This window comes from Stenotrophomonas sp. 22LJNL06-5-1, assembly GCF_056861455.1.
In genome coordinates this window covers 1-14644 of record NZ_JBSPUE010000007.1, presented here as the reverse complement: position 1 = coordinate 14644, position 14644 = coordinate 1, and the positions used below count along the sequence as shown (strand labels likewise).

Sequence of the window (14644 nt, the reverse complement as noted above, 5' to 3'; positions counted from 1 at the left end):
GGCCCTGTCGCACAGGGGCTGCCGTCGACGGGCGGGAAGTGGGGAGCGAGTCACCGGCGCAGGCTGGCAGGGCCGTCGTGGAGTGCGGGTGACGGAATCTGCCCGTTCAGGAAACGATGGGCACCGTCGGCCATGGGCAGGTCAGTAGCGCCAGTCGAGCTTTCGGTAGAACTTGGCCATCACCCAGGCCGGGCCGATCAGCAGGTAGGTCAGGTCGGTCAGGAAGCTGGGCTTGCGGCCCTCGAACTTGTGGCCGATGAACTGCGCGATCCAGGCCACCACGAACACGCCCACCGCCAGCCAGAACAGGTTGTGCAGGCCGATCTCGGCCTCCAGCAGGCGGCACAGGCAACCGAACACGAAGAACTGGATGAGCATGCCGATGCCCAGCGGGCGCGACAGCTTGTTGTAGAAGCACCAGGCGCTGAACATCGCGAACGCCGACCAGATGCCGTACTGGAACCAGGTGATCAGCGGTGGCAGGCACCACAGCAGGGCCACCACCGACCACAGGATCGCCGGAACCGCCACCACGTGGATGCGCTGGTTGATCACATTGCGGTGGTCGTCGGAATAGCTGGCGAAATAGCGGTCGATCGGCCGCGCAAGCTCGGTGGATGTCTGCATGCTGCGTTGCTTCCTCGGACAACGGTAGTGCCGGCCGCTGGCCGGCAATCCAGAGCATAGCCGAGTTCGCGAGGTTGCCGGCCAGCGGCCGGCACTACCCGGGGCAACCGGCAGTAGAGCCAGGCCATGCCTGGCTGCAGGCATGCCGAAGTTGCCGGCCAGCGGCCGGCATTACCCCTTCAGAGCGCCCCCCGCCTTTCCGGCCGGGGGCGCAGGCGGATCAGTCGACGCTGATCCCGGCCAGGCGCTGCAGCGCCTCGGCGTACTTGGCGCGGGTGCGCTCGATGATCTCGGCCGGGATGGCCGGGCCCGGGGCGGTCTTGCCCCAGTCCAGCGTCTCCAGGTAATCGCGCACGAACTGCTTGTCGTAGCTCGGCGGGCTGGTGCCCACTTCGTACTCGTCGGCCGGCCAGTAACGCGAGGAATCCGGCGTCAGCATCTCGTCCATGATGTACAGGCGGCCATCGGCGTCGGTACCGAACTCGAACTTGGTATCGGCCAGGATGATGCCGCGCTCGCGCGCGTAATCGGCGGCGAACTTGTAGATGCGCAGGGTGGCGTCGCGCACGCGCTCGGCCAGCTCCGCACCGACCTGCTTCACCATCGCATCGAAATCGATGTTCTCGTCATGGTCGCCCACGGCGGCCTTGGTCGAGGGGGTGAAGATCGGCTCGGGCAGCTGCTCGGCCTGGCGCAGGCCGTCGGGCAGGTCGATGCCGCTGACCTTGCCGGTGCGCTGGTAATCCTTCCAGCCGCTGCCGATCAGGTAGCCGCGGGCGATCGCTTCCACCGGCACCGGCTTCAGCTTGCGGGTGACCACCGCGCGCTTGGCGTACAGGGCCGGGTCCACGCCTTCGGGCAGTACGCTGGCCACGTCGATGCCGGTCAGGTGGTTAGGCATCAGGTGCGCGGTCTTGGCGAACCAGAAGTTGGACACCTGGCAGAGCATCTCGCCCTTGCCCGGAATCGGGTCGGGCAGGACCACGTCGAACGCCGACAGGCGATCGGTGGCCACCATCAGCAGGTAGTCGCCCGGCGGGGTCCCTGCGGGCAGCCGCTCGCGCGGGATATCGAACACATCACGCACCTTGCCGCGGTGGCGCAAGGGCAGGCCGGGGAGATCGGATTGCAACAGCGTGGTTGGCACGGGCACTCCTGGGGCGTTGTCGATACGGCTGCCCAACGGACCCGGCGGGCCCGCTGACCAGCGGGCGGCCTAGTGTAAAGCCGTCCGGGCCCGCTGTGACGTAAAATGAGCGTCCATTTCGTCGGTCGACCCCGGAGCGCCATGCGCTGGTACGGAAAACTGCTCGGATTCATCGCCGGCGCCCTGCTGTTCCGGCCCAATCCGCTGTTTGGTGCGGTGGTCGGCCTGCTGATCGGCCATGCCTTCGATTCGGACTGGTTCCGCCTGAACAAGGAGAACCCGTACCGGGAGCTGGGGCTGACCTCCGAGGCCACCGATGCCGAGGTCGAGCGCGCCTACCGCAAGCTGATCTCGCAGTACCACCCCGACAAGCTTGGCGGCGCCGCCCCCGAGCTGCAGCAGCAGGCCGAGCAGAAGTCGCGGCGGATCAATGCCGCCTACGATCGCATCAAGACCCTGCGCAAGCGCTGACCCCTTTCCCCTCGTTGCAAGGCCCGGCCATGTCCCACTGCCTCATCGCCCCCTCCATCCTGTCCGCCAACTTCGCCCGCCTCGGCGAGGAAGTCGACAACGTCCTCGCCGCCGGCGCGGACTGGGTCCACTTCGACGTGATGGACAACCACTACGTGCCGAACCTGACCATCGGCCCGATGGTCTGCCAGGCGCTGCGCAAGCACGGCGTCACCGCCCCGATCGACGTGCACCTGATGGTCGAGCCGGTGGACCGCATCATCCCGGACTTCGCCGAGGCCGGAGCCACCTACATCAGCTTCCACCCGGAGGCCAGCCGCCACGTGCACCGCACCATCCAGCTGATCCGCTCGCTGGGCTGCAAGCCGGGCATCGTGCTCAATCCGGCCACCCCGGTGGACATCCTGGACTGGGTGCTGGATGACCTGGACCTGGTGCTGCTGATGTCGGTCAACCCGGGCTTCGGCGGCCAGGCCTTCATCCCCTCGGCGCTGGACAAGCTGAAGGTGGTGCGCAAGATGATCGACGCCAGCGGCAAGGACATCCGCCTGGAGATCGACGGTGGCGTGAAGGCCGACAACATCGGCGAGATCGCGGCTGCCGGTGCCGATACCTTTGTCGCCGGCTCGGCCATCTTCAACGCCAAGACCAGCTACCAGGACGTGATCGCGCAGATGCGCGCCAACGTCGCTGCCGCACGCTGACAAAAAGGGGACGGAGGGGATTAAGCTCGCTTAATCCCCTCCGTCCCCTTTTCCGCCCATGGCACTGTTGAACATCCGCCCGGCCACCGTCGCCGATGCGGGACTGATCCTGCATTTCATCCGCGAACTGGCCATCTACGAGAAGGCCGAGCATTCGGTGCAGACCGATGAGATCGGCATCGCCGAGAGCCTGTTCGGTGCCGACGCCACGGCGCGCGCGCTGATCTGCGAAGCCGACGGCGAAGCGATCGGCTATGCGGTGTATTTCTACAACTACTCGACGTGGCTGGGGCGCAAGGGCATCTACCTGGAAGACCTGTACGTCAGCCAGGAAAAACGCGGCGCGGGCGCCGGCAAGGCGCTGCTGAAGTACATCGCGCGCCAGGCTGTGGCCGAGGGCTGCGGTCGCTTCGAATGGTCGGTGCTGGACTGGAATACCCCGGCCATCGAGTTCTACACCGCCGCCGGTGCCAAGCCGCAGGACGAGTGGACCGTGTACCGGCTGCAGGGCCAGGCGCTGCACGACTTCGCCAACGGTTGAAGCGAAGTGCATCCACGCATGGCGTGGATCTACTGAAGAGCGTGCATGGGCACGGTAGATCCGCGCCATGCCAGATGGAATACAGGCGGAATTCCTTGGTCAGAATCCCTTAGTAGAACCGTGCCGCCAGCCTTGGTACTACCGCTTCCAATGACTCTTCTTCCCAGATTACATTGATGTCTGCGGCAAAGTGGATCTCCTTCTCAATTTCCGCGGCTTCTGCCTCGCTCAATGCATGGCGGTTGCAGACCTGATCGAAGGCATCGTAGTCAGGCTCATCCAGGCCTATGCGCTTGAAGTACGCCGTCGGGCCGGCCGAGAGCATATCCTCGTCCTCGGCAGTATCGAATTCCACCTGCACATCGGCGAGGCTGTCAGGGTTTTCGAGCGCTTGCATGAAGGTATCCCGGCCCTCTGCAATCAGCCAACCCCGGAAATAATCGAACCCATCGTCACTGCAACCTCCATTGATGACATAAGCCGCAGCCCACAGTTTGTTCTTGTAGGAGAGCTTCTGATAGTGGTCCAGGATGCAGTGCCAGTGAATGATCTGTTCTGGGCTGTACTGCAGCAGGCTCACGACAACGTGTTCTGCGACGCTGCCTGAATCCCCGGCCACACTCCGCGCGTCTTTGATCAGCTTCCAGAACACATTCTTGTCCATGACATACTCGTTAGAAGTAGGCTGTAGAACATACTGATTGTGCTGGCGACGAGCGAGAGTTGATTGCGTCGTGGATACACCACCGTTGATTGAGAAACCAAAAAAAAGACCACGCCAATCACTGGCGTGGCCTCGCTGCATGCGTGGGAGGCTGATCCTGCCTCCATCCGTCGTCCCTGCTATGGCCTTCCATTCTCCGGTTGCTGAATGACATCTGCGTGACATTCACCGCGGACAAACAGGGCATTGCTAGCCTGTGCGCCCCCGTCCTGGAAGCACCACATGGCCGCACCGCGCTGGCGCCTGATCCTCAATGGCAAATCCGCTGGCAACGATGAGTTGCGCGACGCCGTCGGCCATTGGCGCGGGCAGGGCGTGCAGCTGGAAGTGCGGGTGACCTGGGAGGACGGTGACGCCGAACGCTACGTGGCCGAGGCGATCGATCATGGTGTGGACGTGATCGTGGCCGCCGGTGGCGATGGCACGCTCAGTGCGGTGGCCGAGACCCTGGCCCACCGTGAGGAACCGGCGGATGCGCTGCCATCACTAGCACTGATTCCGATGGGGACCGCCAACGACTTCGCCACGGCTGCCGGCATTCCCACCGAGCCGAAGCAGGCCTTCGCCTTGATCGGGCAGGCGACGCCGCGTGCGATCGATCTTCTGCGCGTGGATGCCGATGGCATCCAATGGTGGTGTGCCAACCTTGCCAGCGGTGGTTTCGGCACCCAGGTGACGGTGGAAACCGATGCCGGCTTGAAGAAGATGCTGGGCGGGCTGGCGTATGTGATCACCGGTATCGCCAAGCTTGGTCGCATCGAGCCGATCACCGCACGGTTGACCGGCCCGGACTTCGCGTGGGAAGGCGACTTCATCGCGCTCGGCATCGGCAATGGCCGCCAGGCCGGCGGTGGTCAGCAATTGTGCCCGCAGGCGCTGATCGATGATGGGCAGCTGGACGTGACGGTGCTTCCGGAGCTGGAAGGTGAAGTCACCGCCACGCTTGGCCAGATGCTGAAGTCCGGCACCCAGGCCGCGCTGGAACAGCTGGCGACGCGCGCGCGGCTGCCATGGCTGCAGGTGGAATCCGAGCGCCCGTTGACGCTCAACCTGGACGGCGAACCGGTACAGGCGCGCCTGTTCCGCATCGCGTGCGTGCCGGGCAGGGTGCGGATGCACCTGCCCGTGGGCTGTGCACTGTTGTCCGAGCCGCGCTGAGCCGGACCGGAACTCCTACAACGGTGGTATGTCCTGCTCCTTCGCCGGGAACCCGAATGCTTCGCGCTTCTCGCGGATGTACTGCGGCAGCGGCGGCCGGGCAATGCCGTGATCGATCAGCCACTGCTGGCACTTCTTCTGCCAGGGCAGCAGGTCCGGTGTGGTGATTTCCCAGTAGATGGCTTCGACCATGGCCATCCGATCGGGCGCGCCCGGTTGCGCCGATGACGGCGATGCAATCGTGGGGTCCGCGCCATGCTCAAGCAGCCAGTAGGCCTGCTCGAAGCCGCCACGGCCGGTGTACCAGCTGAGAACGGTATCGGCCTGGCCGATGTTGGATTCGTTGACGTGTGCGCCTCGCTCTACCAGCAGCTGGATGTTCTTCCACAGGTTGCCGGAAATGAAAGCCTGGAACAGCAGCGTTTCGGTATTGGAGGTGCGCGTGTCCGGGTCGCCGCCATGATCGAGCAGCAGGGCCAGGTAGCGCGGATCGTCCATCTTCGCGGCATAGACCATGGCGTTGTTGTGGCGGAACGTCTCGCCGTCCAGCGTTTCAATACGCCGTGCATTCGGGTCGGCGCCGTTGTCGAGCATCGCGCGCAGGCCTTCCAGGTTCTGTGCGCGCAACGGCCACGCGATGAGCGGAATGCCATCCTGCTTCGAGAACTCCTTGTCGGGGTTCACGCCTTCGGTCTTGATCAGGCGCGTGATCGTCGCCGCATCACCCTGTTCGGCGGCGATGGCCAGCTCAAGTGCCTTGCCCTCGAAATAGCGCTCCGCGCCATGTGAAGACGTGCGCGCGCAGGCGCTCAGCAGCATCAGCAGCATCAGCGCCAGGCAGGAAAATGGCGTAAAGGAACTGTGAGGGTGACGGTGCATGTGATTCCTTGACATGGACGCGTTCGGGGGATGATAGCGTTGGGCGTGGTCATTCCAGCAGGTCCTGGATGACCGCGTCTTCACTGATGAGCAATGGAGTCTGCCATGAGCGGTCACGATCCCGAGCAGCAGGAACGCCTGTTGCAGGCCCGCGCCAAGAGCGTCCAGGCGCAGCAGCACCTGGTCGAGCAACTGCAGGGCGGTGGACATGCCACCGAAGCGGCGCGCTTGCGCGAGACCTATCACGCCCGCGAGCTGGGTTCGCTTGCGGGTGATGTGTACGCCTCGGCAAAGGGCAAAGGAGAACCGCCGGTCGGGTGGACGCGGGCCAGTGCCGTGACCGACCCGGACACGCTCAAGGCGGCGGGCATCAGCCTGGGTGCAGCCGACCTGAAGAAGCTGATGCGGCCGAACGACTCGGGTTTCCGCGCAGAGATCTACATTCCGGACAAAAGGGTGTTCGGTGATGACGCCAAGCCGGTGCTGGTGTTCAAGGGATCAACCGGCGGAATCATCGATCCCCGCGCGAAAGGCGGGCGGCGTGAGTCCGGAGGCGAGGATTTCCTCAACAACGGACGCCAGGGCGTGGGCATGCAGAGCGACTACTACGATCGGGCCATGGCACTGGCGAGTCGCTTGAAGTCCTCTGGTACCCACTTTGAACTCGCCGGTCATTCGCTTGGCGGCGGCATGGCCTCTGCCGCTTCGGCGGTTACCGGCGTACGTGCGACCACCTTCAATTCGGCGGGGCTGCATCCGGCCACCGCCGATCGCTACGCGAAATCCCACGGATTGCCGGTGTTCAATACGCGCGACACGGTGCACACCTACCAGACATCAGGTGAAGTGCTCAACGATGTGCAGAACGGATTGAAGCGGCTCAACGAGCATCACCGGCAGGGCTTTGGCCTGTTGGCTAGCGAGACCAGCCAGCTGCTGCGCCAGCCCGGCGTGCAGCAGATGGTTACCCGCAAGCTGCAGGAGATGATGCCAGCCGGCGCGCAGACGGCCACGGCCCAGCTGGTTGACCAGCTGGCGTCGAAGTCCGGTGCCGAGGCATTGCGCAATGTTCCGGTGGCCGCGGGCAGGATGGAACTGTTGCTGGACGCCAAGACCGAAGTGAACGGGAAGGTAGTGGACCGTCGTCATCGAGAAGCACCAAGCCAGCTTGCCGAATACGGTGGCCCGCTGGCCGAGGTGCTGATTGCAGGTGCGCGCGGCATGCGTGCCGGACGGGTTGCCGGTGAACATGTCGAGCAGGTCGGCGCGCTGGCGGGCCGGGGCATGAGCCTGTCCGGCGTGGCCGTCGAGCGTGCGTCGACCCTGCAGGGAAATGCGATCGGCACCGTGGTCGACTACGGTGGCAAGAGCATGCGGGTGGGCATCGAAGGCGGTGCGACGGTCATTGCCAAGGGACGCGAGCTGCAGGGTCTGGTCGAATCGGTCAGCCACCGCGTGCAGGCCAAGGGCAGTTACGGCTGGAACATCGGGGCCAGCGTGCTGGGGGCGCTCGGTGCCGACGACATGGCCAGACAGATGCGTGAGCACGGTGACGCGGCGCGCAATCAACACGAGACCAAGGCCCGTGAAGCCACCCGTGAAGCGGCGGCGGATGCCGGCCGCATCCGCGCCGGCGGCCATCATCTGGGCGGCCAGCTGCAGCAGGGCGTGCATGGCGTGGCCAATGGCCTGCGCAACGGCTATGCCGTGTATGGCGCGACTTTCCACATGGGCATGAACTGGAGCAGCCATCAGATCACCGGGCTGACCTCGCAGGCGCCGGCCGTGCTGGCCGGTACCGTCGGGCTGGGCGCGATGGCCAACAAGGGCATTGCCACACACTTGCCGACGCCGGCATTGCCGCAGAACCTGGTCAATCTGGCCAAGACGTCGTGGGTGATCGGGCGCGGCAGTGCGACCATGGGGGAGTCGGTGGACCGGCACGGCATGAGCGAGACGATGAACCCCAGTCTCGACGCGGCAATCGCCAGCCAGGAGGCGGCCGCGCGCAAGCTGCTGGGACGGTCGCATGCGCAGCTGCAGGAGGGGGGCGCGAAGATACCCGCGCTGAACGATCCGGGGCACATCGATTTCCATCTGTTCAAGGGCGCGCAGACCGGCGTGCACGGCCTCGATGTGGCACATGGCCGCATCCCGAACCTGCAGAGCGACCAGCTGGCCGGGGCGTTGGCTGCGCAGGCCAAGCGCGATGGGCTGCAGGCCATCTCCCATGTGCTGCTCAGTGACGACCGCACGCGGGCATTCGCGGTCGACACCCCGGATCTGCAGGCGGCCCACCGCCGACATGCGCATGTGGACGTGGCGGCCGGCATGGCCCAGCCGCTGGCCGTGAGCACGGCGCAGGTTGACGCTCTGAACACTGGTCGCGAACAGGCGACGGCGGCCGGACTGGCCCAGCAACAGGGGCTGGAGGCCCAGGAGAACGCCCGGCGGATGGGCTAATGGCCGAATGAACCGCGACGCCGCGGCGGGGTTCCCCTCCCGTCCCGGCTGCGATACAGTCAAGGGGTGTCCAGCCTGACGACCCCGCATACCCTTTCTTCCGCACGCCGTTGGTGGCGATGGTGGCCCGTTGCCGTCGTCCGCCCCCATAACGCTGTGTCCCGGAAGGAAAGTCGTCTTGAACTCGCACGCTCAGTTTCAGCAGCAGGCCGCTGAAGGCCACACCCATATTCCCGTCGTCCGTGAAGTGCTGTCCGACCTGGACACGCCGCTTTCGGTCTATCTGAAGCTCGCCGACGGCCCCAATACCTACCTGTTTGAATCCGTCGAAGGCGGCGAGCGCTTTGGTCGTTACTCGATCATCGGTCTGCCGGCGCGACGCGTGTACGCCTTCCACGGCCATACGCTGACCGTGCGCGAAGACGGCCAGGTGGTGGACACCCGCGAGGTGGCCGACCCGTTCGCCGAGGTCGAGGCGCTGCGCAGCGCCCACTCGGTGCCGAAGCTGGATGGCCTGCCGGGCTTCACCGGTGGCCTGGTCGGCTGGTTCGGCTTCGAGTGCATCGGCTACATCGAACCGCGCCTGGCCCCGCCGGCCGGCCGCGATGAGCTGGGCACGCCGGACATCCTGCTGCTGGACTCCAACGAGCTGGCGGTGTTCGACAACCTCAAGGGCCGCCTGTACCTGATCGTGCACGCCGACCCGCGTGTCGACGGCGCCTTCGAACAGGCGCAGTCGCGCCTGGATGCACTGACTGCCAAGCTGCGCGCGCCGGGCGCCGGCTATCCGGCACCGCTCAACAGCGATGTGCTGGACGAGTCCGATTTCGTCTCCGGTTTCACCCGCGAAGGCTTCGTCGATGCGGTCCAGCGCAGCAAGGAATACATCCGCGCCGGTGACATCTTCCAGGTGGTGCTGAGCCAGCGCCTGAGCGTGCCGTTCAAGGCGCGGCCGGTGGATGTGTACCGTGCGCTGCGTGCACTGAACCCGTCGCCGTATATGTATTTCCTCGATGTCGGCGATCTGCAGGTGGTCGGTTCCTCGCCGGAAATCCTGGTGCGCCTGCAGGACGGTGAAGTCACCGTGCGTCCGATCGCCGGCACCCGTCCGCGCGGTGCCACCGTCGAGCAGGACCTGGCGCTGGAAGCCGAACTGTTGGCCGATCCGAAGGAGCGTGCCGAGCATCTGATGCTGATCGACCTCGGCCGCAACGATGCCGGTCGCGTGTCCAAGGCCGGCACCGTGGAAGTGGGCGAGCAGTTCGTGATCGAGCGCTACAGCCACGTCATGCACATCGTCAGCGAAGTGACCGGGCAGCTGCAGCCGGGCCTGAGCTATGCCGACGTGCTGCGTGCCACGTTCCCGGCCGGCACCGTCAGTGGTGCGCCGAAGATCCGCGCGCTGGAAGTGATCCGCGAGCTGGAACCGATCAAGCGCAATGTCTACGCCGGCAGCATCGGCTACATCGGCTGGCACGGCGATGCCGATACCGCGATCGCGATCCGCACTGCGGTGATCAAGGACGGCCGTCTGTACGTGCAGGCCGGCGCCGGCATCGTCTACGACTCGGACCCGGACAAGGAATGGGACGAGACGATGAACAAGGGCCGCGCGCTGTTCCGCGCCGTTGCCCAGGCCGCCAAGGGCCTGTAAGCCTGCCTCGCCACGGCCGCCGCGCCGTGGTCGTTTCGCTGTTCCCATTCAAGACAAGGAGTACCGCATGAAGCTGCTGAGCGCATTGCTGTGGTCGTCACTGCTGGCCACGATGGCCCCGTCTGCGTGGGCACAGGCCAATACCATTCCCTCGCAGCCGCACCTGCTGGTGAAGGGCGAGGCGCGCCGCGTGGTGATGCCGGACCGGTTCGGCCTGCAGTTGAACATCGAAGAGACCGACATGGACGCCGATGCGGCGCGGCGCCGCGTGCAGGACAACGTCGCCCGCGTGCTGGCGCTGTTCAGGCAGCACAAGGCGGTGGAAGGCAGCGTGCGTGCGGACAACCTCCAGATCGGTCCAGCTACCCGCTACGAGCAGAGCCGGCAGGTCTTCATCGGTACCCGCGTGTCGCGTCAGCTGCGTGCCAGCTTCGCCAGCGTGAAGGCGATGCAGGACGTGCTGGGTGCGCTGAAGGCCAACGAGAACGTGCAGGTCAGCAGCATTGCCCCGACCTATTCGGGCGAAGTGGCGCTGCGACGCGAACTGAAAGGCGAGGCAGCGGCCAAGACCCGCGAGTCCGCGCAGGGCCTGGCCAAGGCCTATGGAACAAAAGTGCGTGGCCTGTACAGCATCTCCGACGTGGCGCCGGACTTCGCCTACGGCATCCAGGCCGGGCAATGGCCGCAGCCAGGCGAGGATGGTGAGTATCTGGACAGGATCTCGGTGACCGGCAGCTATGCACCGGCCCCGGCACCTGCGCCCGGTGCACCGGAGTCCATTGAAGCCGGCCCCATCACCTACACCGAAAACGTGTACGCCATTTTCCTGATAAGCGACGGAACCTGACCATGTTGTGGATGATCGACAACTACGACAGCTTCACCTACAACCTCGTGCAGTACCTGCAGACGCTGGGCGCCGAGGTGAAGGTGGTGCGCAACGATGCGATGAGCGTGGACGAGATCGCCGCGCAGAAACCCGAGCGCATCGTCATCTCGCCCGGCCCGTGTACGCCCAACGAAGCGGGCGTGTCGCTGGAGCTGATCCAGCGCCTGGGCCCGACCACGCCCATCCTCGGCGTATGCCTGGGCCACCAGGGCATCGGCCAGGTCTACGGCGGCACGGTCATCCGTGCCGGCAACATCATGCACGGCAAGACCTCGCCCATCCGCCATGAAGGCAAGGGCGTGTTCGCCGGCCTGCCGGACCGTTACCAGGCCACCCGCTACCACTCGCTGGTGGTGGACAAGAACAGCCTGCCCGATGTGCTGGAAGTGACCGCCTGGACCGAGAACGACGACGGCTCGATCGAAGAGATCATGGGCCTGCGCCACCGCCAGTTCCCGGTGGAAGGCGTGCAGTTCCATCCCGAATCCATCCTCACCGAACATGGCCACGCCCTGCTGCGCAATTTCCTGCAGCGTCCGGCGGCCTGATCCAAGGAGCATTCCCATGAGCTTCTCCCCCCAGGAAGCCCTGCAACGCACCATCGAACACCGCGAAATCTTCTTCGACGAAATGGTCGACCTGATGCGGCAGATCATGCGCGGCGACGTGTCGCCGATGATGACCGCCGCCATCCTCACCGGCCTGCGCGTGAAGAAGGAAACCATCGACGAGATCGCGGCCGCGGCCACGGTCATGCGCGAATTCGCGCTGGCGGTGCCGGTGGCCGATACCACCCACCTGGTCGACATCGTCGGCACCGGTGGCGATGGCTCGCACACCTTCAACATTTCCACCTGTGCGATGTTCGTCGCCGCTGCCGCCGGTGCGCGCGTGGCCAAGCATGGCAACCGCAGCGTGTCGTCCAAGTCCGGCAGCGCCGATGCAGTCGAGGCGCTGGGTGCGGCCATCGAGCTGCAGCCGGCGCAGGTGGCTGCTGCCATCGAGCAGACCGGCATCGGCTTCATGTTCGCGCCCATCCATCATCCGTCGATGAAGGTGGTCGCGCCGGTCCGCCGCGAGATGGGCGTGCGCACCATCTTCAACATCCTTGGCCCGCTGACCAATCCGGCCAGCGCACCGTCGGTGCTGATGGGTGTGTTCCATCCCGATTTAGTGGGTATCCAGGCGCGCGTGCTGCGCGAGCTGGGCACCGAGCGCGCCATGGTGGTCTGGGGCCGCGACAACATGGACGAGATCTCGCTGGGTGCCGGCACCCTGGTGGGTGAGCTGCGCGACGGCAAGGTGCGCGAGTACGAGATCCACCCGGAGGACTTCGGCATCGCCATGTCGGCCAGCCGCAACCTGCGCGTGGACAGCCCGGAGCAGTCCATCCAGATGCTGCGTGCGGTGCTGGATAACACCCCGGGCCCGGCACTGGACATCGTGGCGCTGAATGCCGGCGCCGCGCTGTACGTGGCCGGCGTGGCCAGCGACATCGGCGATGGCCTGGCCCGCGCCCGTGCCGCCATCGCCAATGGCAGCGCCCGCCAGCGCCTGCAGCAGTATGTGGACACCACCCGCGCGCTGGTTGCCTGAGCGCGCGGTTCAGCCTGACCCTCTTGATGGCCGATAATGGCCGTCCTCACCGCCCCCGCATTGAACCGACGACGATGAGCGATATCCTGCAGACGATCCTGGCCCGCAAGGCCGAAGAAGTGGCCCAGCGCCGCGCCCAGCGCCCGCTCGAGGAGCTGCAGGCCGCCCTGGCCAGCGCCCCGCCGGTACGTGGCTTCGTGCGCGCGCTGCAGGCGGCGGTGGCCAACGGCGACCCGGCGGTGATCGCCGAGGTGAAGAAGGCCAGCCCCTCCAAGGGCGTCATCCGCCCGGATTTCCGCCCGGCCGACATCGCCGTCAGCTACGAGTTCGGTGGCGCCAGCTGCCTGTCGGTGCTGACCGACGTGGACTTCTTCCAGGGCGCCGACGCCTACCTGCAGCAGGCGCGCGAGGCGTGCACGCTGCCGGTACTGCGCAAGGACTTCGTGATCGACGCCTACCAGGTGTACGAGGCGCGCGTGCTGGGCGCCGACTGCATCCTGCTGATCGTCGCCGCGCTGGACGACACCCAGCTGGCCACCCTGTCCGAACTGGCGCTGTCGCTGGGCATGGACGTGCTGGTGGAAGTGCACGACATCGACGAGCTGGAGCGTGCGCTGCAGGTGCCGGCGCCGATGATCGGCATCAACAACCGCAACCTGCGCACCTTCGAGGTGTCGCTGCAGACCACGCTGGACATGCAGAAGGCGGTGCCACGTGATCGACTGCTGGTGACCGAGAGCGGCATTCTCGGCCCGCAGGACGTGGCGCTGATGCGCGATGCCGGCATCCATGCGTTCCTGGTCGGCGAGGCCTTCATGCGCGTGGAAGAGCCGGGCGAGGGCCTGCGTCAGCTATTCTTCGCGGCATGAAAACGCACTATCCGACGCCGCGCGACGATGCGCCGCTGGTGGTCTTCGATTTCGACCACACCCTCTACGACGGCGATTCGGGCACCCATCTGTTCGCCTCGCTGATCAAGCGCAACCCGTTGCGCATGCTGGCCGCGCTGCTGGTCACGCCGATCGCCGGGCCGATGGTGGCGCTGCTGCCGACTCGTCGTGCCGGTATTTCGGTCTATGTGTGGATCGGCAGCTTCGGCCTGCACCGTGCGCGCGATTTCAACAAGGTCATCGACGCCTATGTGCTGCGCAACGAGGCGCAGATGCGCGCCAAGCTGCTGCCGCAGGCGCTGGAGGTGTTCGCCGCGCACCGGGCCAAGGGTGACCGGGTGGTGGTGGCCACCGGCGCGCCGCCGGAGCTGGCACGGGCGATCCTGGCCTTCGTGGCCCACCAGGACGTACCGGTGATCGGCACCGAGGTTGGCCCGCGGCTGGGCGGGGTCGGCCCGACCCGCCACTGCCACAACGAAGAGAAGATGCGCATGCTGCGCGAGCGCGGCTACGGCGACATCGACATCGCCTACTCCGACAGCACCGCCGACCTGCCGCTGCTGCTGGCCGCCAAGGCGCCAGTGGTGGTGAACCCGAAGCCGGGCCGGGTGGACTTCTTCCGCCGCGTGCTGCCGGCCGGCACCCGCATCCTCAACTGGGGCTGCGTGGACCGCGGTGGCGACAAGGCGTAACGCGCGGAATCCGCCGGGGATGGGATGACGGAGTGCCGGGCTGCGACCCGGTAGTGCCGGCCGCTGGCCGGCAACTTCATGATCTGCGGAAGGGCTTGCGGGGTTGCCGGCCAGCGGCCGGCACTACCGAATCCCGTGCAGCTAGCGCCGGGCCATGCTCGGCAAACGCTCAGCGGTACAGGTGCCCGTATACCGCGTGGCCGATCTGG

General features: G+C 66.0%; 15 protein-coding genes. 11 read left to right on the top strand and 4 right to left on the bottom strand.

Annotated features, from left to right (window positions below; all coding sequences use genetic code 11):
• Window positions 1-141: 141 nt before the first annotated feature.
• Both AC13GF_RS15130 and AC13GF_RS15125 read right to left on the bottom strand, forming a co-directional pair.
• Window positions 142-627, bottom strand: coding sequence for an Mpo1 family 2-hydroxy fatty acid dioxygenase (locus AC13GF_RS15130; protein ID WP_005411329.1), 486 nt, complete (start codon window positions 625-627; stop codon window positions 142-144).
• Between the two features lie 220 nt (window positions 628-847).
• Window positions 848-1774 (bottom strand): phosphoribosylaminoimidazolesuccinocarboxamide synthase, encoded by a 927-nt coding sequence (locus AC13GF_RS15125; RefSeq protein WP_483005155.1) that lies wholly within the window; start codon window positions 1772-1774, stop codon window positions 848-850.
• 141 nt (window positions 1775-1915) lie between these two features.
• On the opposite strand from AC13GF_RS15125, the gene AC13GF_RS15120 reads away from it, so the two are divergent.
• Genes AC13GF_RS15120 through AC13GF_RS15110 form a run of 3 tightly spaced genes read left to right on the top strand, consistent with a single transcriptional unit; the run spans window position 1916 to window position 3490 of the window.
• On the top strand, window positions 1916-2245 hold the full coding sequence (locus AC13GF_RS15120) for a J domain-containing protein (RefSeq protein ID WP_005411327.1): 330 nt from the start codon (window positions 1916-1918) through the stop codon (window positions 2243-2245).
• Between the two features lie 29 nt (window positions 2246-2274).
• Window positions 2275-2949 (top strand): ribulose-phosphate 3-epimerase, encoded by a 675-nt coding sequence (rpe, locus tag AC13GF_RS15115; protein ID WP_005414702.1) that lies wholly within the window; start codon window positions 2275-2277, stop codon window positions 2947-2949.
• Between the two features lie 58 nt (window positions 2950-3007).
• A complete protein-coding gene (locus AC13GF_RS15110; RefSeq protein WP_180850947.1) occupies window positions 3008-3490 on the top strand; it encodes a GNAT family N-acetyltransferase in 483 nt (160 codons plus the stop codon).
• 109 nt (window positions 3491-3599) lie between these two features.
• On the opposite strand, the gene AC13GF_RS15105 is transcribed toward AC13GF_RS15110, so the two are convergent.
• Window positions 3600-4154 (bottom strand): DUF4240 domain-containing protein, encoded by a 555-nt coding sequence (locus AC13GF_RS15105; RefSeq protein WP_483005154.1) that lies wholly within the window; start codon window positions 4152-4154, stop codon window positions 3600-3602.
• 282 nt (window positions 4155-4436) lie between these two features.
• Here AC13GF_RS15105 and yegS point away from each other — a divergent pair, with 282 nt between their 5' ends.
• Window positions 4437-5372: a lipid kinase YegS gene (yegS, locus tag AC13GF_RS15100; RefSeq protein ID WP_483005153.1), complete on the top strand. Its 936-nt coding sequence runs from the start codon at window positions 4437-4439 to the stop codon at window positions 5370-5372.
• 15 nt (window positions 5373-5387) lie between these two features.
• Here the strand turns inward: yegS and AC13GF_RS15095 are convergent, their stop codons facing one another.
• Window positions 5388-6251 (bottom strand): ankyrin repeat domain-containing protein, encoded by an 864-nt coding sequence (locus tag AC13GF_RS15095; RefSeq protein WP_230080636.1) that lies wholly within the window; start codon window positions 6249-6251, stop codon window positions 5388-5390.
• A 105-nt stretch (window positions 6252-6356) separates the two neighbouring features.
• On the opposite strand from AC13GF_RS15095, the gene AC13GF_RS15090 reads away from it, so the two are divergent.
• The 7 genes from AC13GF_RS15090 (at window position 6357) to AC13GF_RS15060 (ending at window position 14435) form a co-directional block, all read left to right on the top strand.
• Window positions 6357-8714, top strand: a complete 2358-nt coding sequence (locus AC13GF_RS15090) for a Tle-like phospholipase domain-containing protein (RefSeq protein ID WP_483005152.1) — start codon at window positions 6357-6359, stop codon at window positions 8712-8714.
• 178 nt (window positions 8715-8892) lie between these two features.
• Window positions 8893-10368 (top strand): anthranilate synthase component I, encoded by a 1476-nt coding sequence (gene trpE, locus AC13GF_RS15085; RefSeq protein WP_483005151.1) that lies wholly within the window; start codon window positions 8893-8895, stop codon window positions 10366-10368.
• Between the two features lie 67 nt (window positions 10369-10435).
• Window positions 10436-11215 carry an SIMPL domain-containing protein gene (locus tag AC13GF_RS15080; RefSeq protein WP_483005150.1) on the top strand — a complete coding sequence of 260 codons (780 nt, stop codon included), beginning with the start codon at window positions 10436-10438 and terminating at the stop codon, window positions 11213-11215.
• Between the two features lie 2 nt (window positions 11216-11217).
• The gene (locus AC13GF_RS15075; protein WP_014038739.1) at window positions 11218-11805 is read left to right on the top strand and encodes an anthranilate synthase component II; all 588 of its coding nucleotides are present in this window, start codon (window positions 11218-11220) and stop codon (window positions 11803-11805) included.
• Window positions 11806-11821: 16 nt separating this feature from the next.
• Window positions 11822-12853, top strand: coding sequence for an anthranilate phosphoribosyltransferase (gene trpD, locus AC13GF_RS15070; RefSeq protein ID WP_200752376.1), 1032 nt, complete (start codon window positions 11822-11824; stop codon window positions 12851-12853).
• A 74-nt stretch (window positions 12854-12927) separates the two neighbouring features.
• Window positions 12928-13722 (top strand): indole-3-glycerol phosphate synthase TrpC, encoded by a 795-nt coding sequence (gene trpC / locus AC13GF_RS15065; RefSeq protein WP_049426871.1) that lies wholly within the window; start codon window positions 12928-12930, stop codon window positions 13720-13722.
• Window positions 13719-14435 carry a haloacid dehalogenase-like hydrolase gene (locus AC13GF_RS15060; protein ID WP_010482651.1) on the top strand — a complete coding sequence of 239 codons (717 nt, stop codon included), beginning with the start codon at window positions 13719-13721 and terminating at the stop codon, window positions 14433-14435. Before trpC ends, AC13GF_RS15060 begins: the two co-directional genes overlap by 4 nt.
• Window positions 14436-14644: the final 209 nt, after the last annotated feature.